The sequence below is a fragment of the Pedobacter miscanthi genome, from assembly GCF_003315595.1.
Classification (GTDB): domain Bacteria; phylum Bacteroidota; class Bacteroidia; order Sphingobacteriales; family Sphingobacteriaceae; genus Pedobacter; species Pedobacter miscanthi.
The window spans coordinates 201,779-227,388 of record NZ_QNQU01000008.1 but is presented as its reverse complement, the minus strand read 5'-3'; the positions used below and the strand labels follow the sequence as shown (position 1 = coordinate 227,388).

Sequence of the window (25,610 nt, the reverse complement as noted above, 5' to 3'; positions counted from 1 at the left end):
AACTAAATTATTTTCTGTCTTTAAGCTCAACAAATTCTCTGTCTGTTTCGCCAACATAAATCTGGCGTGGACGACCGATTGGTTCTTTATTTTCATGCATTTCTTTCCATTGTGCAATCCATCCTGGTAAACGTCCTAAAGCAAACAGAACAGTAAACATTTCTGACGGGAAACCCAGTGCACGGTAAATAATACCTGAGTAGAAATCAACATTTGGATATAACTTACGATCGATGAAATACTGATCTGTTAAAGCGGCTTCTTCCAACTTTTTGGCAATTTCTAAAATCGGATCATCAATACCTAAGTTTTCTAAGATATCATCACATGCTTTTTTAATAATTTTAGCTCTTGGATCGAAGTTTTTATAAACACGGTGACCAAAACCCATCATGCGGAAAGGATCGTTTTTATCTTTTGCTTTTGCGATCCACTTCTCTGTATCACCACCATCGGCTTTAATCAGTTCGAGCATATCGATTACAGCCTGGTTAGCTCCACCATGTAGCGGACCCCATAATGCAGCGATACCGGCAGCAATAGAAGCATATAAATTACAGTCTGAAGAACCCACAATACGTACCGTTGATGCCGAACAGTTTTGTTCGTGATCTGCATGCAGGATCAACAGTTTGTTCATTGCATTTACAACAATCGGGTTTACATCATAATCTTCGGTACGCTGCCCAAATGTCATCCAAAGGAAATTGGTTACGTAATCGTATTTATTTTTTGGATAAATAAGCGGATGGCCCAATGATTTTTTATAAACAAAAGATACAATGGTCGGGAATTTAGCCAATAGTTTAATGATAGTTAAATCTTGCTCTTCTGCTGTTTGATTTGGCTTTAAACATTCAGGATAAAATGTAGATAAAGAGAAAATCAACGAACCTAACTGACCCATTGGATGAGACCTTGAAGGATAACCATCAAAGAATTTTTTCATATCCTCGTGGATCAGCGTATGTTTGCTGATATCAGCCTGTAAATCTTCCAGTTGTTTTGGCGTTGGCAGGTCGCCGTAAATAATCAGATAAATAACTTCTAAAAAACTCGATTTTGCGGCAAGTTCTTCAATAGAATAACCCCTGTATTTTAAAATGCCTTTTTCACCATCTAAAAAAGTGATTTTACTTTTTGTAGAACCCGTATTTTTAAAACCAGTATCTAAAGTTACAAAGCCTGTAAGATCTCTTAATTTCGAAATATCAATGGCCTTCTCGTCTTCTGTTCCTGTTATAACTGGCAATTCTATTGTCTTACCATCAACTTTAATCTCTGCAATATCTGACATATTATTGTATTGTGTTTATAGCTTTCTAAATTATATAAAATTAATATACATGCATAACAAATCTGTTAAATTAATATGAATAATTGGTCAAAATGACGTAACAATCATGCTTAATTTAACAAGCTTTAACATATTATTTCGCCTTGATCTCTTCGGCTACCCTACCACATTCGAGCATTTCGTTGCCATAGTAAGGATTACGGATTTCCTTTTCTGTTGATAACCAGTCTCCTCCGTCGCCTTTGTTCGCCATTGGACAGTGCTGAACATAAATAGTCCCTTTTTCAAGCTCTGCTCCTTTTAATAAGGCGATTAAATCAGCACTTAAAACCGTAAAATCTTTGCGCTGAGAAACCAGATCTTTGCTCGCTGCAATCTTACTGGCTACTGCCGCAGTTGGTTCGCAACCCTTATATGCAGCCAGGCTGTTTTGTAAGTGAACAGCTGATTTTTGGGCATTTGCCGCATCAGATTTTACAAGGGCATCTTTTAAAACCACATATTGGTTAAAAATTTCCGATTTCTGTTTATCCTTAATGGCAACCTCATTTTTAACGGCTACTGAATCTGTTTTTGTTGAATCTTTGCTTGTTGCAGTTTTTTGATTTGCCTGATTGCAGGCCATTAATGCGGTAAGTATGGCTATTCCGAATATTCTTTTCATCTTATTTGGTTTTCGGCTCAAAATAGCAATTTAAATGTTAAATCAATAAAAAAGTCCCGATTTTCATCAGGACTTTAAAAATATATGACAGAACACAGTTTTAACTAAATGTGATGTTAGATAAATAATTTAACCACAGATAAAATGGATACATCCGTGTTTATCTGTGTGCATCAGTGGCAAAAAAAACAGTTTCTACAGGAAGCAAAAAAAAGTCCCGGTTTCATCAGGACTTAAAAATATATGACAGAACACAGTTTTAACTAAATGTGATGTTAGATAAATAATTTAACCACAGATAAAATGAATACATGCAGATGTAAAATCCGTGTTTATCTGTGTGCATCTGTGGCAAAAAAGAAAAACATCTTCTACCTGAAGCAAAAAAAAGTCCCGATGAAAACCGGGACTTTTAAAATATTATGATGTGCTAATTATAATTTGAAATTATATCCCAGTCTGAGGTTAAACTGTCCTGTTTTCATGAAATATAGATCAGATGAACTATTGTTTACATAACCTTCGTATTTAATACCAAGATCTAAACCGTTTTTCCATTCATAACCTAAACCACCGGTGTAAATAAAATTCATATTAGCGCCTTCTTTAATGGCCAATCCTGAACCCAGTTCGGTTGCCAGGTACATTCTTTCGATCGGGAATACCCTAACACCACCCATTACTGGGATAAATTCGAATTTAAGCGGACTTCCTTTCCATTTTAAGCGGGTATAACCACCAGATGCCGTAACTGCCACAAACGGACTTAAATCATACTGAAGTTTTACATCTGCACCGTATCCATAATCCATTTCCGATTTGTCGGGGAATAAACCTCCGTTTACCCCAACACCTACTTTAAAAGCCATGTCGCTTCCGCTCGTCATAGGTTGCGTGGCATCCATTGTTTGTGCTTTTAAGTTTGATGTGGTTAAAATTGCAACTGCCGTTAAGCCGGTGGCAAAAAGTTTAGTAATTGTTTTCATTGTTAGATATTTTAAGTTATTAATTAAGGGTTTGATGTATATACGTTAAAATATCTTAACCGGATTTTTAAATTTTCATTTTTTTCAGAATGTTATGAAATAAAAAAGCCCCCTTAAAAGGAGGCTTTCAGTATTCAGGTGGATTAAGCTTACAAGCTAAATCCGTAAGCTAAACGCAGACCGAAAAATCCGGTGCTTGTTCCATTTTGTGCTAAACCTTCATATTTAACACCTAAGTCTAATCCGTTGCTCCATGCATAACCAACAGCCGGCGAATAAACGAATGAAGTTCCGCTACCTGATTTAGTACCAAAACCGGCACCTAACTCAGCTAAACCATAAACACCAGAACCAGAATCGTTAAAGAAATATTTAACACCTGCTTTAACCGGAATGTAACCATAATCTACACCATCAAAAGTTGTATTTCCAACGGTAAAATCTTTAGCAAATAAATGGGTATAACCTGCTGTAACCGGGATTGATAATTGTTTATCAATATCGAATTGATAGCGTAAATCAACTCCTCCTGCAAAATTGTAAGCGTCGCTGGTTGGGATACCTGCTGTTAGTCCTATTCCTAATTTTTGCGATTGTGCATTAGCATTAGTTGTAAAGAATAATGCCACTACAGCTGCTGAAGTAGCAATGATTTTAGTAATTGTTTTCATTTTAAGGATGATTTTGAGTTAAAACTAATATGCCACAACAAATACAAAGGTTGTGCCAAAAGGCCTTTTTCGAAGCTTTTTAACCTATAAACCAACTTTAATATGACCAAGGACAGTTAATTTTTCTGATCTGAAACTTTTTCTAAAATCCGCTGTTTTAAATGGTTCTGAGATAATGAGGCATTAAGCCAGATAATATGGGTACCGTCCTTTTCCATCTTCCTGAAAAATGTATTTTGCCTTTTGGCATACTGGCAAATGGCTATGCCAAGTTTAAGTTTCAACTCCTCTAAGGTGAGTTCTCCATCAAGATAATTTACGATAAACTTATATTCCAGTCCGTAGAAAACGAGCATTTCCTTACTGATCCCTTCTTTAAGTAGTTGTTCTACTTCTTCAATCAATCCTGATGCAAATCTTTCGTCCAGTCGCTTCAGGATTTTAGCCCTGGTAACCTCAACTTCATTCTTTAAACCAAAAATAATAGGTTTTATTTCTGGTCTTTCGATTGTTTCCAATTGATGGTCTTTTAAATAACCGGTTATTTCAATGGCCCTGATCAATCTTTTCTTAGAAGAAAGATCCACAACATGGTCAATAAGTTGACCATTGTTGTTTTGTAGCTTTAAAATCAGTTCCTCTTTCGATAGAAGATCCAGCTGCGCTCTTAATTCAAGATTCACCGGAACAGACGTAAAAGTTTGGTTCTGTAGCAGGCTATGGATGTACATCCCTGTTCCGCCACAGAGGATAGGGATTTTATTAAGAGCTGTAACCTTTTCAAAAGCCTGATAGAAATCATTTTTAAAAGCATCCACATGGTAACGTTCGCCGGGTTCTAAAATATCGATTAAGTGATAAGGGATACTTTTATTATTAACAGTATATTCCTGGAGGTCTTTTCCTGTACCAATATCCATGCGTTTAAAAATCTGGCGGCTATCGGCACTGATAATTTCTCCTTTTAAAGCTTCAGCAACCTGCACTGCAAGTTTTGTTTTGCCCGATGCAGTTGCCCCCATAATGATGATAAGGTTATGCTGTGCCATTAAATCTGAGAATGAATTTTAAACTTCCTGTATTAAATACTTCCTGACCCGCAACCTGATTATCTTTTTTAAGTCTACGATTTAAATTTACGTCCAAAATATAAACTTGTGGTTCTAAAACTGCGGTCTGTTCAAAACCTAGGGTAACATAAGCCTCTCCCGCCGACCAATCGCGGTCTGCATAGGTCATCACATCATTAGGCTTATGGGTTTCTGCGAAATAAGCAATTAACTTGCTTAATCCACCTGTGATAGAAAAACCAGCATTAACAGCGAAACGAATCAATTCTGCCGATCTGTAATTTTCGCTATGGTTCATTTTCCGTAAGGCTGAAAAGGTAGCTACGGCCACTAAATCTTCTTTTTCGAATAAACCTATTTTATACCGGCTGCTTACAGGCCCCTGCAGGTGGTTTTCTTCCAAAAAAGCATCGGCAACGGGTTTGGTTATTTTTGCAACTTTTGTTTTTCTGCCATGGATACGAATATTATTACCCATCAACGATTTTATCCTCGCTAAAACCTGGTCAGACCTGGTTTTCCATACATCTTCCCATAAATGAATGAGCTTAATCCCTTTTTGGAGGAATTTTTCCTGTAAATTAATCAGATCATCAGGTTTAAAGTGGTTTTGAACATCAACCAGATTAATAATCAAACTTTTACCGGTTTGAAGCAATTGAAAACCCTCTTCCAAAAAAAAATGGCATTCAATTTTTTGATTAGCGAGGGCTAAGCTTAATTGATGATGCCAGTTATGGTCAGGATTTAAAATATTCAATCGGAAGAAGGGTTATCTGCCACAAATTTAACCATCAGATTGTTAAATCCATTCTTTTTCTTTAAAGTTCGTATGAATAATCTCTACCAAAGTTTCTACTTCCTTTAATTTAGCATCATCCAAGCCGGTAATTTTTAATCCGGCAACATTTTCTCCGAACTGAACTAAATCCTGGTTTTTGGTTGTAAATTCGACAGTATTTACTTTAACTTCTACTTCGTTCCCATTAATGTAAACTCCTGTAAAATACCTTTCAGTCACTTTTTCACCATTCACTTCTACGTTTTTTTCACTGTAAAGATCATACCCGGTTTCTGAGTTTTCGTGCACAGTATAACCACGGGTTGCATATGGTTGTAAGCCTGCCCTAATGGTTTGAAAAATTTCTACAAGATCAGTTTTCATAATTCTTATTTGAGTTTAGAAATTAAACAGCATTAAGGCATTATTGTTTAGCTTTTATTTTATAAGCCACCAGTTTTCGGTCGGCAGATCGCCATCTAATTTTACAGTTTCGCCTAATTTTGGGGTAACCAGCGGAAGTTGTTTTGCTGAGGCAGCTAAAACGACACGTTTAATGGGTTCATCCCAGGGATGCATGGCCAGACTAAATTTACCCCAATGCACGGGCATCAGTACTTTTGCTTTTAAATCAATAGCGGCCTGTACGGTATCTTCGGGGAACATGTGGATGTAAGGCCAGTAGGCATTGTATTGCCCGCATTCTAATAAAGCAAGGTCGAAAGGGCCAAATTCTTCTCCAATTTTGGCAAAATGTGTATCGTAGCCTGAATCGCCACCTAAAAACAGTTTATAATTAGCCGTTTGCAATACAAAAGCCGACCAAAGTGTCTGGTTTCTTTTAAATTTTCTTCCCGTAAAATGCCTCGCGGGTACCGCAGTAAACTTCAAATGATCAGATAAGTTAATAGACTGGCTCCAGCTAAGTTCATTGATTTTCTCCGTTTTAATCCCCCATCTTTCCAAATGCGAGCCCACGCCGAGAGAGGTAACGATAGTTTTGGCCTGCGGGGCAATTTTTAAAATGCTCTGGTAATCCAGATGATCGTAATGATCGTGAGTGATGAGTAGTACATCAATATCTTTAAAATCTTCTGCTTTAACTACATCGGTTCCTTTGAAAGCTTTGCTGCCAATAAAAGAAAAGGGTGATGGTGTTTTGCTAAAAATGGGATCGACTAAAATCCTCGCCCCATCTACCTTGATCAGGTAAGATGAATGTCCGAACCAAATAATTTCAGGCGAAACGCTTTTAGAATTTCCGGCAATATCTGGTGTAACAAATGGAAGCGCTTTATCGGGCGATTTGTTTGGGTGTTGCTCAAAAAAGAAAGCCTTTAAAATTTTAAAAAAACTTACCCCTTCCGGCTGCATGGGGGTAAAAGACTGATTTTGTAATGCTCCATCACTATAAATGGGTAAATGGTGAATTCTATCCAGGCGCTGCCCCCTGGGCAAGCGGCCAAAAACAGGAAGGTTGGTGATGATCAAAAAAACGGTCACCAGAAAAATTACGATGTAAACTGCGGTCATTCAATTTATAATAAAGTAAAGGTTTGCCATTAAAAACGGCTTTCAAATATACATGACGTATGAACAGTTTTTTTACTTTAAATATTACAAAAAAAAATCCTTCCGGAAAAGGGAAGGATTTTTCAGTTCGATTATTTTAAAAGCCACATGGTGAGGTTCACATCATCGCTGCCACCGTACTGGCTGGCCACCGCAGCAGATAAATTTGCCGAATTATAACTCAGTTCGTTTGAAGGATAAAGCCATCTCAGCGGAAAATTGGTTGAGGGTGAATTTAAATTTGTTGATGAGTTAAGCTTGAATACGGGATAGCCTGTTCTTCTGTTTTCGAACCACCCCTGGTATTTATTACCCTGTAGAAAACTGGCAAGGTACTTCTGCGTAATTACCTGAGCAATTTGCTCTTCAGTTGTACCCGCTAAAGCTACCGTAGCCGGAAAAGCACTAATGTAAGCTGCATCCATCTTCATATTATGATTGTAATCAGAAAGATCGGGTGTGTACTGTGCTATAAATTTCATCGAATTGCTTATCCCGTTTGCGTAATACGTTTGTGCAGGGGTACCGGTTATCCAGCCGCGGATAGTGGCTTCGGCAAGTATAAACTGTAAATCCCAATAGTTAAAAACGCCAACAGGCTCGGCATTAACCAGGTTAACATACCTGAGGTTAATATCAGTATAATCTTTATTTACCCTCCTGGTTTGTAAGCTCGAAAAAGAATCGGAAGGCTCTACACTTGGATAAGCGGCAATATCGGATTGTGATATACCAGCGGCGATTTTAACCTGAGAAGGTTTAGCGTAATAAAAAAGCCTTCTGTCGTTTGTTGCTTTTAATGGCTCAAGCAACACGTTGGTTAACATGGTATAGTTAGATTTTACGAAGGAGTTGCCCGAACCTGCCGGAACATCGCTCCAGGGATAATTCTGACCTGCTGTGGCGTTATAAGCCAACGCAAAATTATCGTTATAATCCCTCATTAACGGCCGGTTAGCCACAATATCCTTAAAACGATCAATCACTTTTAAATCGGCATCACTTGTTTTTTTGTAAAGATTGATCAGTACATGCAATTCAAAACTATTGGTTAATCTTCTCCATTTATCGGTATTTCCGGCAAAAATAGGGTCGCCTTCGAAGTTCGAACCTGTTGCAAATAAATTATTCGCCTGGTCGAGTTCGTTTAAAATACCTATAAATACATTTTTCTGGGTATCGTACTTCGGTTGTAAAATGGCATCCGATTCACCTTTTACGGCATCGCTATAAGGAATATCGCCAACCTGCATCGTGGTCATAAAGAATTGCCAGGCACGAATAAAATGGCCCAATGCCTGATATGATTTTTTAAGTCCATCGTTAGTGGCATAATTTTCCATGGGTACGATATTGCGCAACAGGGTTATTCTGCTGAAATCGGTACGGCTGATTTTGTTATACTGAAAGTTCTCCTGCCCTTCTCCCCAGGTAAGATACTTGCTTAACAGGAAAGGTTGCATGAAAGATTTTGTAGAACTGATGTCGCTCCTGGTGATGTTTAATATCATACCGGTAGCCAACATGGCCGAGTTTACCTGTGTGGTTGCATTCGGATTGGTATTAATATCGTCGAACTTATTACAGCCATTGCTTATTAATGCTAAAGCTGGTAATAATAAGCTGTATTTTAAAAATTTACTTTTCATAAAATTCTCTTAAAAATCAATAAATAACTAGAAACCAACTTTTACATTAAAGCCAACCATGCGCATTGATGGTGAGTTTAGATTCTCGGTATCAACATCCGGATCAGAATATTTAAAATTGGTCCACATAAACAAATTCTGACCGGTTAAAGAGAAAGAAGCACTCTTTAAGCCTAAACTACTCGCCGTTTTTGACGATAAGCGGTATCCTACTGAAACTTCTCGGAGTTTAATGAAAGATTCATTCTGAACCCTTTTGTCGCCACCTCTATACCATTGTGCGTAATCCTGATAACCGATAGGTATGTCATTTACTGCGTATTTCCGGGTATCGCTGGTAATCTGTCCATATTTATCGTACGTAACCGTTCCCGATACCACTTTAACCCCCTGACTGATGTAATTATTCTGTCCCAAAACCACCTGGTTGTAACGGTAAATGTTATCGGTTTCGGGAGCAGTACCCGAATCGAACATCTTATCATAAACGTAGTTGTACATTAAGCCACCAATACGTCCGTCGATATTCAATCCTAACGACCAGTTTTTATAACTGAAATTATTGATAAAGCCAAAGCTGAAATCAGGATCTCCGTAACCCAGTTTTTTTACATAATCGCTCCAAACTGGTAGTCCGCTTTCGTTAATTACATTTCCCTGCGGATCTTTAAGCCAATAATTATCAGTATAGGTGTCTAACCTTTCTCCTTTCTTCACCCATAAATTATCAGCCGAATAAACCGGATCGAGGTTTACATAATAACGGTGCTGGTTAGACCAATTGAGGGTGGTGTACCATTCAAAATCCTTGTTTTTGATCACAGAACCATCAACGGTAATCTCAATTCCCCTTCTTTCATACGTTTCCTGGGTGTTAACTAATGTAGATGAGAAACCTGATGATGAGGGAATTGAGGTACTTACCTGTTGATTATAATAATATTTGTTAAAATATGCCACATCGAAATGCAACCGTTTTTTGAACATATAACCTGCTGCGCCGATTTCGTAGGTTCTTTGCGCGCTTGGTAATAAGCTGTTACCCAGTAATGAACCCGGATAACTGGCAGAATTTAGAGTGTTCCAGGCCGCAGTTGTGGTACTGTAAGTGCGGTTGTTTGCATACACTCCCAACGCGGTTTTAAATACGGCCCACGATCCGCGGATTTTGAACATATCGATTACTTTTGGCAGTTTAACCAATTCTGAAATCACGATACTCGAGCCGATTGAAGGATAAAAATAAGAGCGCGATTCTTTAGGCTGGGCCGAATTCCAGTCATTTCTCCCGGTAAAATCCACGAAAAATGCATCATTATAGCCTACTGAAGCCCTTCCGTACAAACTATTGATCTGCCTGGTACCATAACCCTGTGAAACAGTTGGCGCTTCTACCGATCCGGCCAGTGAATAAAACGTTGGTGAAATTAATCCGTTTTTTGTTGTTCCACTTAAAGATTCATCAATATAATAGTATACGGTTCCCCCTGCCAATGCATCGATTGAAAACTTATTTAATTTCTTTTTATAACTTAAAATTACATCATCGTTGGTACTAAAACCTTTTGAATCCTGTATCGAATACATACCTTTTGCATTCCAGCCGCTACCGTTTACGGCACCTCCCCTGGTAGAAAATATGTTCGCCGTTGGATTACGGAAGGTTGTTTTATTGTTATAGTTATCGTAACCTAAACGAACCAATAAGCTAAAATCATCGCTGATCTTATAATTTGCAGTAACATTGGCATTTACGGTATTGTTTTCTACACCATTTAGCTTTTCGTTGGCAATTAAATAAGGATTATCGTACCAGTTGGTATACATCCAGTTCTGGGTTTTGTAAGGTTCCTTCCAATAATCTTTGTAATCGCGGATATCGTATTCGGTACCGGTCCACATAATTAACTGATAAAGGTAACCCTGGTTGTTATAACCTCCTCCCCAGATCTGATCGGCCCAACGGCGGCTAACACCCATGTGACCTTCCAGTTTAAATTTATCACTCAGTTTCATCTCGCCCGACATGGTTAAGTTTACCATATTCAGGTTTTGGTTCGGAAACTGTCCTTTGTTATAGATATCATTTAAACCGATTCTGAAACTTCCGTTTTCACCTGATTGGGCAATGCTTAAATTATTGTTTAAGATCAATCCTGTTGACATAAAATTCTTCAGGTTATCCTTGCCTTTCGATGTTAGGAGCATATTATCTTCAAACTGTTTCGTAACGGGATTCCAATCTCTTGCAGTTTTGCCAACATCGAGCTTTGGTCCCCAAACATAATCGTTATCGATTACTCCATTTTGTCCTCGTCCATAAGAACTCTGCACCTCAGGTATGGCCAGATAACCTAACGAAGCCATAGTATTACTGTTTACATCAATGGTAAGTCCTTTGCCTGCAGCACCTTTTTTTGTGGTGATTAAAAGCACACCACCAGATGCCCTTGAACCATACAAAGCAGAGGCTGTTGGTCCTTTAAGGATATCCATACTTTCAATATCATCGGTAGGAATATCCCTCAAAGTAAGGTTTCCATAAGGTACCCCGTCTACTACCAGCAAAGCACTTTCGCCACGCAGTTCTACCGTTGGACGTGCATTAAATTCAGTCGAATTTTTGATTACCAGGCCAGAAACCCTGCCTGTTAACGAGGTAGCTATATCAACTCCTTTAACCGTTTGCAAATCTTTACCGGCAACTTTCTGTACGGCATAACCCAGCGATTTTTCGGAGCGCTTAATACCCAATGCTGTTACCACCACATCTGTTAGTTCGGTTGAAACGGGCTGTAGCGCAACATTGTAATCTCTGTTACTATCAATCGTAATTTCACGGGCATTATAACCCATGTAAGAAATTACCAAAGTAGTGCCGATATTGGCATTTACAGAAAATGAACCATTGGCATCAGTAGTGGCACCAACTTTTGTTCCCTTAACCATTATGCTTGCACCGATAATGGGCTGGCCATTTTCATCTACCACTTTTCCCCGGATGGTTTCGAAAAACAACTCCGCAACAGTTTCTGTATGCTTTTTGAGTACAATGGTTTTATCGAAAATTTTATAGCTCAGGGGCTGATCTTTGAAACACAGATTCAATACCTGCTCAATGGGCGCATTTTTTACATCAATGCTCACTTTTTGGGCATTTTGAAGTTCAAGATCATCATATAAAAAGACATATTTACTCTGTTTCTCTATCGACCTGAATATAACATCCATTGAAGCATTTTTCTGCTTCAGTGTAATGTTCTGGCTATAAACTCCTGCACTTACCTGGCAGAGGCCAGCCAATAAAAAAATTGCTGTTAGCTTCATCACCAATATCATTTGGTTTGATTTGCACCGCACCTTAAATACGGCGTTTAATAGGGTAAAAAAATTCATAAAACTGAATCTGGGTTTTAAACATTATAGCTTAGATAAATATTGTTTTCCTGTTGCGGATCTATCGGCACAGGTTGTGTCCTGAAAAGTCAGCTTAAAGTGGTACGAACACTTATGGCTTTTTTCGGGAATTTTAATTTGAATGGCTTTTAGTAATATTCTTTCATATTTTAATCGTTTATAGTTTGTGTTTGGTTTTATTTAGGGTTTACAGTGATCTGATTGTGTTCTACCTCGCAGTGAATGCCTGTATAAGAAAGCATCTCGATTAGTTTATCTACATTTACACTCCTCGGTATTTTGCCCGTATATTGTTTTGTTGGTATGGTACCATTGTAGCTAACGGTTGTATTATACCATCGCGAAACCTGCCGCATTACCGACCGGAGATCTGATTGTTCGAACTGGAAATAGCCGTTTTTCCATGCGATTATGGCATCCAGATCATTAATTTCCCTTATTTTGATTGCATCCCTTTTCCCGCCGATATTGGCCTGCTGACCTGGAGTGAGCAGTACTTTCTGGTTACCAGTTTTCATTTCAATACTTCCCTCCAGTAAGGTGGTGCGCTGGTATTCTTCGTCATCATAGGTATTTACATTAAAATGTGTACCTAAAACTTTTATGTCTGATTGATCGGTATGCACAATAAATGGTTTTGTTTTATTTTTACTTACTTCAAAATAAACCTCACCAGTAACCTCAACTTTACGCTCCTTGCCAACAAATGCAGCAGGAAATTTAACTGAAGAAGCTGCATTTAGCCATACCTCCGTTTCATCAGCCAGAATTAAATGATATTGTCCGCCTCGTGGTGTACTTACTGTATTCATGGCTGTTGCACTGACATTCGGATTACCAATAAAACGATAGAGCAGTTCGCCACTTTTTGTTTTAATGATCTTTACCCCCGATTGATCAGCAATCTGGCCATCAGCAGTTTTATTCAAAATCACTTTCGATCCATCGGCCAAAGAAAGTATGGCATTATCACCTCCAGGGATTATGTGAGTTTTAATTAGTTTGGAGCTAATTACCGGCGGATTTGATTCTGTTCTTTTTAAATAGAAATACAAACCAGCAGACAATGTAATTAAAACAACTGCTGCCCTAAAAAACCATGAAGAAAAAAGTTTTATTTGTTTTGGTTTGTTCACATCTGCCTGTACTTTAATTCTGGATTGAATATTACTGAAAGACTGGCTCTTAATTTCAGTCTCACTAAATGCCGATGGCAATAAATCTTCACCATTTACATGTTCATACCACTCCTCTACCAGTTTTTTTTCCTGAGGAGTAGCCGTTTGGTTGTTATACTTTTTGAGTAAATATTTGATTTCTTCTGTATTCAAAATACCTGCTTTTATAGGATTATACGTTTACCTGGTAAAAAGTACCATGCGAAAATTATTTTTTTTGAGTTTCCAATCGGAATCGTCATGCTGGCTCGATTTTACATCGGGATCAGCATCTTTCCTGCAAAATAGACCCTGAAATAAATTCAGGGTGACGACCTTAGACATTAAAAATATCTCTAGAGCGTACTTATAATTAAGAATACGGGGAATTATAAATGTTTGGCGATAAATAGTGTAAGCATTACCAACGAAGAATCGTAGGCTGTAACCCTTGTACGCAAACGTTTATAGGCCATTTGAAGCTGATTTTTTACAGTTTGTTCTGATAGTGATAAATCTTCGGCTATTTGTTTTATAGAAAGATCGTCTTCTTTTTTCATCAGGTAAATTTCCTGCATGCGCAATGGCATCCGGGCTATTTCGGCATCAATAACGGCTTTAAGTTCTTTTTCGAGGATACTGTTTTGCGAGTGCAAATCAGCAGGTACCACATCAGTTACAACACTTACCGCGTACCGTAAACGTACTTCGTCCTTTTCGTAAAGTTTTAATATTTTATTACGGAGAATGGCAAACAAATAAGCAAGTACACTGCCTTCGGCATCTAAAAGTTCCATTTTATCCCAAAGACCAACAAAGACATCCTGTACAAGATCCTGTGCAATATCCCTGCAGTGAACTTTTTTATAGGCCTGTTTATAAAGCGCATCCCAGTAAGCATCAAATACCAGCTTAAAAGCTTTATCTTTATTCAACTTTACCAAAAGAAAAAAATTACTTTCTAATTCTCCGTACATATACCCAGTTTGGAAACGACTAATAAGTTTTAAAAAAGGTGCAAATAAAGTGCATTAACATTAACCCTATATTAAGTTATCTATATCGGTTGGTTAAACTAAAAAAAGTCGCTTTAAGGTTAGAAGGGTTTCGGTTTGTACAGGGATCAGGATTGCGTTAAGGAATTTCGACTTTTATTCTTCTTTTTATATAATCATCAATTTGGTTAAAAAAATCTCTAAATCTAATTTTAACTATTTATCAGCACAATTAGATCAGTAAATGCGCACTTTAAAACAACTAAATTTATATCTTTGATATGGGTTAAACATATAGCTTAGATAACTTATTGTTTCCTGCCTGCAGGAAAAACCCATTTAACGGGAAGTGGTACGAACACTTCTCGTTTTTTTGTTTTAAAAACCCCTCAACCTGAGGGGAATTTTTGTTAATCATGGGGGGTGTTTCTTATCAATGCCTCATTATTTCTTTAAGTCCAGGTTCATTTTTAACCGTCAGGAATTGTTTTCTACCGATAAATTTGCTATTATTAATTTTCAGAATTTGGTATCGTTTTATGTCCCGAATGTATCGATATTTATAGGCTGGAGAAAAGAAATGAAGAAAAAAAACAACGCAAACGTTTGATTAATTTTGTATAAGTACAAGTTGAAGAAATTTAATGTAGTTTAGCAGTTAGAATGCAATCGAAACCAACAACCATAAAAGAAATCGCCAGAATTTTAAACATTTCTCCTTCGAGTGTTTCAAGGGGGCTGCACGATCATCCCAGTATTGGCGCGGTAACCAGGGAGAAAATCAAACAACTGGCAAAGTCTCTAAACTATGAGCCAAATAATGCTGCCATCCTTTTCCAGAAAGGAAAAACGTATACCATTGGCGTTATTCTGCCTGAACTATCGGAACATTTTTTCTCCATAGCCATTTCGGCCATTGAGGACGAGGCAATAAAAAAGAACTACACGGTTATTTTTGCACAATCGCACGATAATTATGAGCAGGAAGTTAAGCTCGTTGAAAAAATGAAAAATCAGCGTGTTGATGGATTACTGGTATCCATCAGTAAAGACACTTCCAAATTCGACCATTTTGAGAAACTGAACTCTTTTAATATCCCGGTTGTATTTTTCGACCGTATACCGCCTTTTAAAAATGTGCATTATGTGGCCTGTAGTTTAGAAAGTGCTACAATTAAAGCGGTTAATTACTTGCTTAAAAAAGGACACAGGAGCATTGGCATGATTAACGGACCAAATACACTCTATGCGAGTGAGGAACGTAAAGATGGTTACATGCAGGCCATTACCTTTAACCGTTTAAAATTCGATCCATCATTGGTGGTAAACTGCGATTTAACCGAACAGGGTACCATTGAGGCAGCAAACCAGTTTTTAAACCATAAAAGAAAACCTACTGCCATTGTTGCCTTTAACGATTATGTTGCACTTTTCCTGATCAAATATTTCAAAAAACTAAACGTAATTAATGATTTTGACGTAGTGAGTTACGCCAACCTACCGATTATCAGCTATTTGGATAATTCGCCAGTGGCATCTGTAGAGCAATATCCTTATTTACAAGGGCAAAAAGCTGCAAATATACTACTGGATCTAATCCATAGTCCGAATTCGGAAAACCAGGCTTATTACAACACTATCGTAGAATCAGACCTGATTGTAAATGAGGTGAAAGAGTAAAACAAACGTTTGCGCTAAGTTTTTAATTTTTATTTAAGCTTCCGGGCAAAATGTTGTACTTCTTTTTGAAGGCTGCAATAAAATGCTGTGCATTTTTATAACCAACTAAAAAAGCTACCTCATTAACGGTCTTTTTTTCCTTCGACAGGAAATAATGGGCCTTTTCCATCCTAATTTTATACAGGTAGCCAAATACGGTATGTCCAGTTAACTCTTTAAAACCTTTTTTCAGTTTATAGTCGTTAATTCCTGCTTTTCGCGAAAGTTCGATTAAGGAATTTGGCTTTTGCAAATCCTGCTCTACCAGCTGCTTGGCCAGCATAATTTTATTAATATCTTCCTGCTTAAAAGTAACCGCCTGCTTCTCTTCCCCCTGATGGAGGTATACAATAATCAGCTCAAATATCCTGGCTTCCAAAAAGAGGCGTTTTGCCCTTTCTTCGTGCCTATTATTAATGATATGCTGCAATATTGAATTGGTTTCGGGCTTGATTGATTGTACTCCATAAAGAATATTGGCCGTGGCATTTCCGGCGATCTTACTAAAATAGGTTTCGGTAAGTTGTATGTAAAGCAATTTTGCCGCTTCGGTTACCCTGAACTTAAAGGTATCAACACTACCCAGATTGAGATCTTGCTCGTTTGTAAGCAGTGGTGAATAATCCCCATGTTTATCGGCGTAATCGATTGCGCCGTTTAAGCAGAAAATAAATCCAATAGGCGCTTGCGAACATTCCAGTAAAAATACCTCAGTAGAAAGGGCATTAACATCTATTAAAACAATATGAATGCCTTTAAACCATTTTTCATTCAGCTGTAATGAAGCGGTTTCACTTTTCCACCGTACAACGTTTTCAGCAACAGCATCATTGCTATCGAAATTATCGGGATAAGTATTTTGGGAAATCAGCTTTCCACCTGCGGAGCATTTAAATTCCATATTGATTTAATCCGTTTAGCGGTATTAATTATCCGTTCAACGTTATCTGTTTTTGATGATTATGCACAAATTTGCACAATTATTTATAATTAGTCTAAATAAATGAGAATATATTTATTAATTGTCTTATCGCTTTGCGGATTTGTTACTGTAGCTCAGGAAAATAAAGTTGATACCACCAAGGCAAATGATTTGAAAGAGGTGGTGGTAACGGGTCAATACGGACCGCAAACTTTAAGAAATTCTGTTTACAACATCAGAACGATTAGTGCCGAAAGGATAAAACTAAGGGCTGCTACCAATGTACAGCAGATTTTGAGTACCGAACTGGGCTTTCGTTTCAGCAACGATTTGACATTAGGCACTACCGATGTTTCTTTAATGGGAATGACGGGCAGAAACATCAAGATTTTGCTTGATGGCGTGCCAATGGTAGACCGCTCGGATGCGAGAGAAAGTTTAAACCAGATCGATATCAATACCATCGATCATATCGAAATTGTAGAAGGACCAATGTCGGTGGTATATGGTACCGATGCTTTGGCTGGTGTAATCAATATCATTACGAAACGTGGTACCGGTAAATCCCTGTTAAATTTATCGGCAAGGGTGCAGGAAGAAACAGCCGGGAACGAATATGAAGCATTTTCGGGCAAAGGCAACCACATACAGCATATCAGCGCCAATTGGAAAAACAATAACTGGATCGTACTGGCAGGTTTTACACACAATGATTTCGGGGGCTGGAACCTGGCTTCGAAAACAGCTACCATTGCCGAAGTTAATGCCCTACCCAACCGCTGGAAACCAAAAGAACAATATTTGGGAAATACCAAAATTGCTTACCGGAATGATAATTTCAATATCTGGTATCGTTTAGACGGATTAAAAGAAGATATTGATGTGCGTTATGGCTTAAATCCGAATACTTATAAAGGTCTTTTACAAACCTATACCACTCACAGATATACCCAACAGCTTCAATCAGAATATAAAATCAGTAATAACCTTCAATTATCGGCCATTGCAGGCTTTACTAAACTCGACCGCGCAACTAAAACTGTGGTTCACGATTTTACCAATAATACGGAAGAATTATCAACCGGTGCAGGCGAACAGGATATTGCCAAGTTTAATTCAGCCATTTTTAGGGCAACAGCCGTTTATGTCCTCAATAATTCGATATCATTGCAACCGGGTTTTGAGTATAACCGCGATGCAGCCAGCGGACAAAGAATAAGCGGTTCGCCAGTAATTAACGATTATGCCGCGTTTATTTCATCAGAACTTAAACTAACCGATGGCATCAATATCAGACCAGGATTAAGGTTTATCAAAAACTCTATTTACGATGCTCCTCCGGTAATCCCCTCGTTAAACACCAAATTTACACTGACCAAAAACCTCGATCTGCGTTTGGCTTATGCAAGGGGTTTCCGCTCTCCTGCACTTAGGGAGTTGTACTACGATTTTGTTGATGCGAGTCATAACATTCTGGGCAACCCCAATTTAAAAGCAGAAGAATCGAACAGTTTTAACGGCTCTTTGGCATGGGCAGGCGTGCAGGTTAGGGATTTCCAGTTCCGTTCTACCCTATCGGCATTTTACAATGAGTTTAAAAACAGGATTGAATTTGGTTTTGATCCAACAAATCCGAGCATCACCACGCTGATCAACATTTCCAAATACAAAACAACGGGTGGCACACTGGAAAATACCTTAATCTTTAAAAACCTCCAGGCTACACTTGGAGTATCGTACATCGGAAGGTATAACGATTTGAACGAAAACGATAACCTGCAAACACCCGAATTTGCATGGGCTACAGAGGTAAACTCGAACATTACCTACACATTTACCAAACTGAATGGAAGCATAAGCCTGTTTTATAAATATACAGGCAGTTTACCAAGCTACCAGTTAAGCAGCAACAATACTGCGGCCACACTGGTAAAGGTTGGCGATTTCCATACGGCAGATTTAATGCTGAACAAAAACCTGTTCCGCTCTTTAACCATTAATGCAGGTGTTAAAAACCTGTTTAATGTTACACAATTAACCAATAGCTCAACAGCTTCGGGCGGTGCACATAGTACCGGCGGTGCAGCAGTACCCTACAGCTACGGACGCTCTTATGTACTGGGCTTAACTTATAACTGGGATAAACTATAATATTAAAACAACATTAATTACAATAAACATGAACAAATTAAACTCAATGATCGCTATCGCCCTTATAGCGGTAAGCTTTACAGCTTGTAAAAAAGATACAGATGAACCTATTGTGGTTGTTCCACCATCAGATGGCAGCACTTTAACGCTTAATGGTAAAACATCTGAATCTAACTATGCCAATATTGTATATGTGGACTTTAGCGCTGACAAACAAGTTACAGCTGACAGAAAGAGTTTTAATATAGGCTTAACTTCTGACGGAAAATTTAGGGTTGTACTTAATCCTTCGTATCAAACTACTGCCACAGCTACATCTAAAACGGATATTACAGCAGTAACAATAGCAGATCCAGGAACAGCGATTAACTTAAATCATGATATAACAGATCCACTTACCGTATCACTTGTTGATTATTGGGATGGAGACATTACCAAAACAGCTTTTGCTGAGGTGAGTGCTACAGATGCTGAAAACAAAGTGTACCTGTTAAGTTATGAAGGAAATAAAGATAAAGACAAATGGTTTAAATTAAAAGTTACCCGTAACGGTGCTGGCTATAAAATACAATATGCACGATTAGGTGAGACGACTATTAAGACTTTAGATGTACCTAAAAATTCTGACTATAACCTTGTTTTTGTATCCTTAGAAAATAACAAGATTATACAAGCTGAACCAGTTAAGGCCGGCTGGGATATCTCATGGAGTTACAGTACTTACAACTTTGGTTTAGGCTCTCCGTATTGGTTTCAGGATTATGTAGCAATCAATAACTTAGGTAACGTTACTGCTGCAAAAGTTTCTACTACTATAAAAACTTACGTTGCATTTTCTGAATCAGATATTACAGGATTAACCTTTTCAGCCCTAAGAGATGTTATCGGTTCTACCTGGAGAACTTCGCCCAGTCAAACCGGCGCAGGTGGAAGTGTTAAAACAGATGTTTTCTACATCGTAAAAGATTCTGCCGGCAACTATTATAAACTAAAATTCAACAGTTACATCGCAGGTGATGGTGGTGAACGTGGTAAACCGGTAATCGAATATAAATTGGTTAAAAAAGGATAATATCCTGAGAGACATCCGAAGTCTGATGCAATGTGCTTATTAGACTTCGGAAGTATGGATTAAAAAAATATGTTTTGTTAGTTGGATAAGAGCTCTCCGCGATGGGGAGCTTTATCTTTTTAGGGACTTTTGTGCGCTGCTTACTTACGAAGTCTGACGGGGCCAGAAGCCTGGTAGACTTCGTAAGTCTAGCCCGGGATAGATCTCTCTACTCCGCTATGCTCCGGTCGAGATGACGAACATTTATTATAAACGCAAAAAGGGCCCTGGCATACCAGAACCCTTTTTGTTTCTACTCGCGAAATATTATTTTCCAGAGTTTTTCTTTTCAGTTACTTCTGCACGGATTTCTTGTGCTAAAACTTTAAGATCTTGCATTGCTTTACGCACACGAGTACCAGCAGCTGCATTGCCAGCATTATAAAATTTTTCTACGTCTGCTTCAATAGCAGCAACAGCAGCTTTAACTTTTGAGAATTTTTCCATCGCTAATTGATGTTTTTAAGGTTTAAAAAATTTATTTTTTTCAATAATACATATTTACCTTGAATTAACAACAGAAAGCAAATATTTATTTGCAATAAGTTTTGCACATTTTCACAATCAAAAAAATGCCCTGACACTTATTACAGCCCCATTTTTTACAATTCAAAGATAAAATCTTATTACTTACACCAGCTGTTTAGACAACATGATCAGGTTATTGAAGGTTTGGTTTGCACTATTTATACAACGCTCATAATCAGCTTCCTCAACATGCTCATTTAACACAGAAATAAACTTTTTCCATTTTGTGCCCAGTTCCTCGCCGTAAACGCCATAATAATTCAGGCCATCTTCATGTGTTGCAAAATTCGGATTGGCCAAAATATGTCGTTTAATCATATTTCCGCCCAAGGTTGCACCTTCCAGCACATATAAAGCACCTAAAACCTCGGCTGTATTTTTTTGTGGAATGAACAATTCAAAATCCAAACCCGGCAGGGTTAAATTATCAATTCCCCAGTAGTTTAAATCTTTTTCCAGTGCCGAAAGTTTTAACCTGCTGTTCATTTCGAGCTCGGTAGCTATACCGGCATCGAGCATATTGGCCAGTTTGTTTTCTAATTTCTGGTGGATGATATAATTAACGGTTAATAGTTTTTTGTATTGATCGATGCTTAACGAATTGTTCATAATTTCATTTACAAACATCAAAGACTCGAGTGCTTTATGGTTTTCTGCAGTTTCTGTTTTTAATAAATTGGCAATCATACCGGGATAATATATTTTTTTAAAATTGATCTTAAAAAGAAAAGATCCGGATGTAATACCCGAATCTCTCTATAAATGTTTTATAAAATCTAATTTAGCCTTAAATGTTGGTTAAACCAAAAATCGTGAACGGAGTGCACACATTTCACCAGGTTTTCGTAACCGTCAGGTTTTGTTAAATAAGCATTCGCGCCAAATTCTATCGATGCCTTTACGTCATCCGGATTATCAGAGGTGGAAAATAAAATTACAGGTATAGTTTTTAAGTAAGGAATATCCCTGATAAACTTCAGCAAATCCAATCCTGATAAACCCGGAAGGTTTAAATCGAGCAGGATTAATTTAGGTTTAGTTTTACTATTGGCAAAATCCTGTAGTTTCTGCAAAGCTTCTGCCCCATCTTCAACAATGGTTAAATTTAAGGTGTCTTTTACTTCCTGTACGGCACTTTGCATAAAAAATGCATAGTCTACATCGTCTTCCACGTAAAATATATCTGGCGTTTTCATTTTATCTGTTTTTAAAAGCTACGTAAAAGGTAGAACCCACATTTAACTTACTCTCGAACCAAACCCTTCCGTCGTGTTTTTCAACAATCCTTTTTACAATAGCCAATCCTACTCCTGTCCCCTCAATATCCTTAACATTATCCATGCGTTTGAATAATTCAAACACCCTGTCGTAATAGCGGTTATCAATTCCTATACCATTATCCTTTATCACATAAACAATTTCTCCACCATCAATATACGCAGAAAGCTCTATTTTGGGTTTTTCTACCATTAAAGAGTATTTTACTGCATTACCGATCAGGTTGGTAAAAAGCTGCGTAATCATCGTTTTATCACCTTTTAAATTAGGCAAATGCCCTAAAATCAGTTCGGAGTTGTCTGCTTTAAAAGCCGTCCACACCTCATTGCTGATTTCCTTTAATAATGGTTCCATTTCTACCGTTTCAAAAACAATGTCCGAACGGCCAACACGGGCCAGGTTGAGGATTTCCTTAATCAGGAAATTCATTTTATCGGCCCCGTTTAAAATCCTGTCCAGCATCTTCCTGGCGCTTTCATCAATGCTTTTGTTTTTCAGCAGCAGTTCGGCATAGGTTTTTATAGAGGTTAAAGGTGTTTTTAAATCGTGCGAAATGGTATAACTAAAAGTGTCAAGTTCATCATAAGCAGCCTGCAATTTTTCGTTAAGCTGTCTGATTTCGTTCGCTTTTTTATTGATATCGGTAATAATAACCTCTCTGATCCTTAAAACGGATGAAATTTCTTCTGCCAGCCACTTTTCGGAAGTATTGTTTACCACCTGCGACCAGATTTCGAAAGATTTTCTCGGAGAAAGACTTAACAAACCATTTTCTGCCAGGGTTGCCGGTTTTTCGGGATTTCCGGCCCAGTTAACATTTGCAATCATTTCCGGCTTAAACCAGATAATCATTTCACCAAGCTCTTTATTTAGCGTGCAGGCTAAAATACCCGAAGCAATAGATTTATATTTTTTAGCTGGTGAGTGGATTTCGGGCAAACGATGGGTATAATAGATCGATTCGTCGCTGCTGTTTTTTAACCAACTGGTAAGTTCCCATATTTGATCATCTGACGGAACATTGCCCAGGGTTTTGAGTCCATTTTCAAAAATAATGGCTACACCCGAGGCCTTGGTTACATCTAAAATACTGGTTTTATGAGTGGTGAGGGCTTCAACTAGGTATTTATCACGGCTTAAATGCTCAGTAAGTAAACGGGCTGCATCTTTAAACTTTGCAATCACTTCGGCATCTTCCTCATCCTGCCTGTATTCTAATGCGGAAGAAAGAATCTGCCCGATTAATTTAGAGCCTTCCCGGGCTTTATAATCAATAAATTTTGGGCTGTAGTTGTGGCAGGCAATCAATCCCCATAACTCCCCATGGGAGATGAGTGAAATACTAAAACTGGATTGTACACCCATGTTTTTTAAATACTGGATGTGTATGGGCGATACAGCACGCAAACCGCCATTGGTTAAATCGAGCGGCTGATCTTTTTTAAACGTAACAATCGGCGAATCGCTGGTATTAACATCAGCAATTAACCTGGTTAAATTCAGTTTATAAAGCTCCCTTGCCTGTTTGGGGATATCTGATGCTGGATAGTGCAGACCAAAAAATGGCTCTAAACCTTCTTCCTTTTCTTCGGCTACCACCTCACCGTGACCATCATCTAAAAATTTATAGATCATGATTCTGTCGTAATTAATCAGTTTTTTTACTTCGAGTGCTGCTCCGCTCAATAAAGCAGAAATACTTTTACCCTGAAGCATGGTTGAAGCTGAACGGCCTATCGAACCCTGGATATCATATTGCAGGGTAACCGGCTCAAACTCCAAAATCCAATCGTTGCTTGAGGAAGAGATGATAAGGTAAAAGGGATTGCCATTTATTTCTAACGGGTGCGGACTAATGGCATCAAAGCTTTTGCGGATAATGCCCAGTTTTAACAGGTCTTCGATATTAAATTCAGGATCCTGCTGTTTGATAAATTTATTTATAATGGAAAGTGGTTTTTCCAATAAATTTTTAGCCTGCTCCTGTAAAAAATCCTCTGTATTTTCACTAATGTAAGTAATAGACAGGTTGTTCTTAGCAATTGCTAAAAGAAAACCATGTGATTGAATTTTGCCTGGTATGTGAATAGGTTCTTTATCACAATTGGTCAGGTCTACAGAAAATTTAGTCATATTATATCTCGAATTGCAAAAATATCAGATTTAATGGATTAACAAATATTAAGCCTTATTTTAGAATGTTCCTAATTTGACAAATTAGATTTTTGATTTTGTTTTTTATTATATATTTGTTTGAAATTATAATTAATCCCTGAGCTTGGCAAAGAAAAACATTTTGGTTATCGAAGATAACCACGCAATCCTGGATGTTATTACCCTTATTTTAGAAAGTGAAGCTTTTAATGTTGATGGACTAAACAAAGGTTCGGACTTTATCGACCATGTGCATCAACTTAAACCCGACGTGATTATCATGGATATCATGCTTCCTGATACCGATGGCAGGGTTTTGTTAAAGGAACTTAAAGATACCCCTACCACACAACATATTCCTGTTTTAATGATATCGGCCCGTTACAATGCCGGCAATTACGCCATTGATGATGTATTGGCTGATGATTTTATGGCAAAGCCTTTCAATATAGACGAGCTGATGGATAAAATTTATGCCCTGTTAAAGAAATAAAATTTAATCGGCCATACCGGGTAATTTTATTCCTCCTAGTTTTAAATTTTTCATTAACACTTCTAAAAAAGAAAGTTTAGTATCAGTAAAACCGTGTGCATTTACCCATAAATTTAAGCTGATTTTAAATCCGCTGTCTTCGAGGGATGAAACGCCAATCCTTCTTTCGGGCGTTTTAAGGCAATCTTTAAATTCATCAACAGTTTTATTGAAAATGGCCACTACCTTATCATAATCAATACCGTAACTGAATTTCATTTCGATATCCAATCTCCTGCTTCCTTCCCTGCTGATGTTAATGATGACTTCGTTAGAAAGTTTACTGTTTGGAATCACCACTGTACGGTTATCAAATGTTTTAACGATGGTATAAAATATCTGGATGGAGGTTACAGTGCCTTCCTGGCTTTGGGCAATAATATTATCGCCAACTACAAAAGGCTTTAACAGCAAAATCAATACACCACTGGCAAAGTTCTGTAAAGTTCCGGAAAGTGCGAGGCCCGCAGCAACACCAATACCTCCAATTAATACCGTTAAAAAGGTAAGCTGAATACCAATGATCTGCATTACGGTAAGTACGAGCAAAATCCTTAACGTAATCAGCAATAAACTGGTTAAAAAGGGCCTCAGTGATGGATTTACATCTCTACGGTGCATGCCACCCTGAATCCACCTACCAAGCAACTTAATCAGCCATAATCCTAATATGAGAATGGCTATACCCAAAATTAAGGATGGGCCTCTATCAATGATCCAACTATAGGCTTTATCATAAAAACGATCAACATTACTTGCATCTAGCTTCATAAAATGGGGATTTTCTTGAAATACTAAGGCTTCTTATTTTTTACGGGAGCATCTTTGGTTACACTTACTTTTTTGGCATCTTTTGCCGAAGTTACTTTGTCATCGGCACCTTTAGCCTTTGAATTTTTCGAAGCCGTAGCCTTGCTACTTTCTTCGGGGGTTTTAGAGTTTTTCATAGTACATTT

23 protein-coding genes are annotated in these 25,610 nt (G+C 37.9%); 4 read left to right on the top strand and 19 right to left on the bottom strand.

Annotation, left to right across the window (positions count from 1 at the left end; translation table 11 throughout):
- Positions 1–7: 7 nt before the first annotated feature.
- The 12 genes from DRW42_RS11330 to DRW42_RS11275 form a co-directional block, all read right to left on the bottom strand.
- Positions 8–1,297, bottom strand: a complete 1,290-nt coding sequence (locus DRW42_RS11330; RefSeq protein WP_113948943.1) for a citrate synthase — start codon at positions 1,295–1,297, stop codon at positions 8–10.
- Positions 1,298–1,430: 133 nt separating this feature from the next.
- The gene (locus DRW42_RS11325) at positions 1,431–1,961 is read right to left on the bottom strand and encodes a DUF3347 domain-containing protein (protein ID WP_113948942.1); all 531 of its coding nucleotides are present in this window, start codon (positions 1,959–1,961) and stop codon (positions 1,431–1,433) included.
- Positions 1,962–2,395: 434 nt separating this feature from the next.
- Positions 2,396–2,947: a hypothetical protein gene (locus DRW42_RS11320; RefSeq protein WP_113948941.1), complete on the bottom strand. Its 552-nt coding sequence runs from the start codon at positions 2,945–2,947 to the stop codon at positions 2,396–2,398.
- Between the two features lie 149 nt (positions 2,948–3,096).
- The gene (locus DRW42_RS11315; protein WP_113948940.1) at positions 3,097–3,618 is read right to left on the bottom strand and encodes an outer membrane beta-barrel protein; all 522 of its coding nucleotides are present in this window, start codon (positions 3,616–3,618) and stop codon (positions 3,097–3,099) included.
- Positions 3,619–3,734: 116 nt separating this feature from the next.
- On the bottom strand, positions 3,735–4,667 hold the full coding sequence (gene miaA / locus DRW42_RS11310) for a tRNA (adenosine(37)-N6)-dimethylallyltransferase MiaA (RefSeq protein WP_113948939.1): 933 nt from the start codon (positions 4,665–4,667) through the stop codon (positions 3,735–3,737).
- Positions 4,654–5,448: a PDDEXK family nuclease gene (locus DRW42_RS11305; RefSeq protein WP_113948938.1), complete on the bottom strand. Its 795-nt coding sequence runs from the start codon at positions 5,446–5,448 to the stop codon at positions 4,654–4,656. The genes miaA and DRW42_RS11305 overlap by 14 nt, the downstream gene beginning before the upstream one ends.
- 42 nt (positions 5,449–5,490) lie before the next feature.
- Complete coding sequence (locus DRW42_RS11300) at positions 5,491–5,853, bottom strand: hypothetical protein (protein WP_113948937.1); 363 nt, start codon at positions 5,851–5,853, stop codon at positions 5,491–5,493.
- A 54-nt stretch (positions 5,854–5,907) separates the two neighbouring features.
- A complete protein-coding gene (locus DRW42_RS11295) occupies positions 5,908–7,002 on the bottom strand; it encodes an MBL fold metallo-hydrolase (RefSeq protein WP_113948936.1) in 1,095 nt (364 codons plus the stop codon).
- Between the two features lie 131 nt (positions 7,003–7,133).
- Positions 7,134–8,690: a SusD/RagB family nutrient-binding outer membrane lipoprotein gene (locus DRW42_RS11290; RefSeq protein ID WP_113948935.1), complete on the bottom strand. Its 1,557-nt coding sequence runs from the start codon at positions 8,688–8,690 to the stop codon at positions 7,134–7,136.
- 27 nt (positions 8,691–8,717) lie between these two features.
- Positions 8,718–12,017 carry a SusC/RagA family TonB-linked outer membrane protein gene (locus DRW42_RS11285; protein WP_158544329.1) on the bottom strand — a complete coding sequence of 1,100 codons (3,300 nt, stop codon included), beginning with the start codon at positions 12,015–12,017 and terminating at the stop codon, positions 8,718–8,720.
- A gap of 266 nt (positions 12,018–12,283) precedes the next feature.
- Positions 12,284–13,438 (bottom strand): FecR family protein, encoded by a 1,155-nt coding sequence (locus DRW42_RS11280; RefSeq protein WP_113948933.1) that lies wholly within the window; start codon positions 13,436–13,438, stop codon positions 12,284–12,286.
- A 215-nt stretch (positions 13,439–13,653) separates the two neighbouring features.
- Positions 13,654–14,241, bottom strand: a complete 588-nt coding sequence (locus DRW42_RS11275; protein ID WP_113948932.1) for an RNA polymerase sigma factor — start codon at positions 14,239–14,241, stop codon at positions 13,654–13,656.
- Between the two features lie 681 nt (positions 14,242–14,922).
- Between DRW42_RS11275 and DRW42_RS11270 the strand changes: the two genes are divergently transcribed.
- Entirely contained in the window at positions 14,923–15,939 is a 1,017-nt protein-coding gene (locus DRW42_RS11270) for a LacI family DNA-binding transcriptional regulator (protein ID WP_113948931.1), read from the top strand.
- Between the two features lie 22 nt (positions 15,940–15,961).
- On the opposite strand, the gene DRW42_RS11265 is transcribed toward DRW42_RS11270, so the two are convergent.
- Complete coding sequence (locus tag DRW42_RS11265) at positions 15,962–16,879, bottom strand: helix-turn-helix domain-containing protein (RefSeq protein WP_113948930.1); 918 nt, start codon at positions 16,877–16,879, stop codon at positions 15,962–15,964.
- A gap of 102 nt (positions 16,880–16,981) precedes the next feature.
- Here DRW42_RS11265 and DRW42_RS11260 point away from each other — a divergent pair, with 102 nt between their 5' ends.
- On the top strand, positions 16,982–19,051 hold the full coding sequence (locus DRW42_RS11260) for a TonB-dependent receptor plug domain-containing protein (protein WP_113948929.1): 2,070 nt from the start codon (positions 16,982–16,984) through the stop codon (positions 19,049–19,051).
- 28 nt (positions 19,052–19,079) lie between these two features.
- Complete coding sequence (locus DRW42_RS11255; protein WP_113948928.1) at positions 19,080–20,123, top strand: HmuY family protein; 1,044 nt, start codon at positions 19,080–19,082, stop codon at positions 20,121–20,123.
- Between the two features lie 306 nt (positions 20,124–20,429).
- Here the strand turns inward: DRW42_RS11255 and DRW42_RS11250 are convergent, their stop codons facing one another.
- The 4 genes from DRW42_RS11250 to DRW42_RS11235 form a co-directional block, all read right to left on the bottom strand.
- Positions 20,430–20,609 carry a hypothetical protein gene (locus DRW42_RS11250; RefSeq protein ID WP_056096518.1) on the bottom strand — a complete coding sequence of 60 codons (180 nt, stop codon included), beginning with the start codon at positions 20,607–20,609 and terminating at the stop codon, positions 20,430–20,432.
- Positions 20,610–20,792: 183 nt separating this feature from the next.
- Positions 20,793–21,377, bottom strand: coding sequence for a biliverdin-producing heme oxygenase (locus tag DRW42_RS11245; RefSeq protein ID WP_113948927.1), 585 nt, complete (start codon positions 21,375–21,377; stop codon positions 20,793–20,795).
- An 89-nt stretch (positions 21,378–21,466) separates the two neighbouring features.
- Positions 21,467–21,886 carry a response regulator gene (locus tag DRW42_RS11240; protein WP_113948926.1) on the bottom strand — a complete coding sequence of 140 codons (420 nt, stop codon included), beginning with the start codon at positions 21,884–21,886 and terminating at the stop codon, positions 21,467–21,469.
- Position 21,887: 1 nt separating this feature from the next.
- The gene (locus DRW42_RS11235; RefSeq protein WP_113948925.1) at positions 21,888–24,101 is read right to left on the bottom strand and encodes an ATP-binding protein; all 2,214 of its coding nucleotides are present in this window, start codon (positions 24,099–24,101) and stop codon (positions 21,888–21,890) included.
- Positions 24,102–24,246: 145 nt separating this feature from the next.
- Here DRW42_RS11235 and DRW42_RS11230 point away from each other — a divergent pair, with 145 nt between their 5' ends.
- Positions 24,247–24,615, top strand: coding sequence for a response regulator transcription factor (locus DRW42_RS11230; RefSeq protein WP_113948924.1), 369 nt, complete (start codon positions 24,247–24,249; stop codon positions 24,613–24,615).
- Between the two features lie 3 nt (positions 24,616–24,618).
- On the opposite strand, the gene DRW42_RS11225 is transcribed toward DRW42_RS11230, so the two are convergent.
- Both DRW42_RS11225 and DRW42_RS28770 read right to left on the bottom strand, forming a co-directional pair.
- Entirely contained in the window at positions 24,619–25,425 is an 807-nt protein-coding gene (locus DRW42_RS11225) for a mechanosensitive ion channel family protein (protein WP_113948923.1), read from the bottom strand.
- A gap of 23 nt (positions 25,426–25,448) precedes the next feature.
- Positions 25,449–25,601 carry a hypothetical protein gene (locus DRW42_RS28770; RefSeq protein ID WP_158544328.1) on the bottom strand — a complete coding sequence of 51 codons (153 nt, stop codon included), beginning with the start codon at positions 25,599–25,601 and terminating at the stop codon, positions 25,449–25,451.
- Between the last annotated feature and the right edge of the window lie 9 nt (positions 25,602–25,610).

Bases quoted from the DNA above. Each gene is read 5' to 3' on its own strand.
- DRW42_RS11235 (WP_113948925.1), bottom strand. From the start codon at position 24,101: ATGACTAAATTTTCTGTAGACCTGACCAATTGTGATAAAGAACCTATT.
- DRW42_RS11240 (WP_113948926.1), bottom strand. From the start codon at position 21,886: ATGAAAACGCCAGATATATTTTACGTGGAAGACGATGTAGACTATGCA.
- DRW42_RS11330 (WP_113948943.1), bottom strand. From the start codon at position 1,297: ATGTCAGATATTGCAGAGATTAAAGTTGATGGTAAGACAATAGAATTG.
- miaA (WP_113948939.1), bottom strand. From the start codon at position 4,667: ATGGCACAGCATAACCTTATCATCATTATGGGGGCAACTGCATCGGGC.
- DRW42_RS11255 (WP_113948928.1), top strand. From the start codon at position 19,080: ATGAACAAATTAAACTCAATGATCGCTATCGCCCTTATAGCGGTAAGC.
- DRW42_RS11315 (WP_113948940.1), bottom strand. From the start codon at position 3,618: ATGAAAACAATTACTAAAATCATTGCTACTTCAGCAGCTGTAGTGGCA.
- DRW42_RS11285 (WP_158544329.1), bottom strand. From the start codon at position 12,017: ATGAAGCTAACAGCAATTTTTTTATTGGCTGGCCTCTGCCAGGTAAGT.
- DRW42_RS11290 (WP_113948935.1), bottom strand. From the start codon at position 8,690: ATGAAAAGTAAATTTTTAAAATACAGCTTATTATTACCAGCTTTAGCA.
- DRW42_RS11265 (WP_113948930.1), bottom strand. From the start codon at position 16,879: ATGGAATTTAAATGCTCCGCAGGTGGAAAGCTGATTTCCCAAAATACT.
- DRW42_RS11325 (WP_113948942.1), bottom strand. From the start codon at position 1,961: ATGAAAAGAATATTCGGAATAGCCATACTTACCGCATTAATGGCCTGC.
- DRW42_RS11295 (WP_113948936.1), bottom strand. From the start codon at position 7,002: ATGACCGCAGTTTACATCGTAATTTTTCTGGTGACCGTTTTTTTGATC.
- DRW42_RS11250 (WP_056096518.1), bottom strand. From the start codon at position 20,609: ATGGAAAAATTCTCAAAAGTTAAAGCTGCTGTTGCTGCTATTGAAGCA.
- DRW42_RS11320 (WP_113948941.1), bottom strand. From the start codon at position 2,947: ATGAAAACAATTACTAAACTTTTTGCCACCGGCTTAACGGCAGTTGCA.
- DRW42_RS11300 (WP_113948937.1), bottom strand. From the start codon at position 5,853: ATGAAAACTGATCTTGTAGAAATTTTTCAAACCATTAGGGCAGGCTTA.
- DRW42_RS11245 (WP_113948927.1), bottom strand. From the start codon at position 21,377: ATGATTGCCAATTTATTAAAAACAGAAACTGCAGAAAACCATAAAGCA.
- DRW42_RS11270 (WP_113948931.1), top strand. From the start codon at position 14,923: ATGCAATCGAAACCAACAACCATAAAAGAAATCGCCAGAATTTTAAAC.
- DRW42_RS11225 (WP_113948923.1), bottom strand. From the start codon at position 25,425: ATGAAGCTAGATGCAAGTAATGTTGATCGTTTTTATGATAAAGCCTAT.
- DRW42_RS11260 (WP_113948929.1), top strand. From the start codon at position 16,982: ATGAGAATATATTTATTAATTGTCTTATCGCTTTGCGGATTTGTTACT.
- DRW42_RS28770 (WP_158544328.1), bottom strand. From the start codon at position 25,601: ATGAAAAACTCTAAAACCCCCGAAGAAAGTAGCAAGGCTACGGCTTCG.
- DRW42_RS11275 (WP_113948932.1), bottom strand. From the start codon at position 14,241: ATGTACGGAGAATTAGAAAGTAATTTTTTTCTTTTGGTAAAGTTGAAT.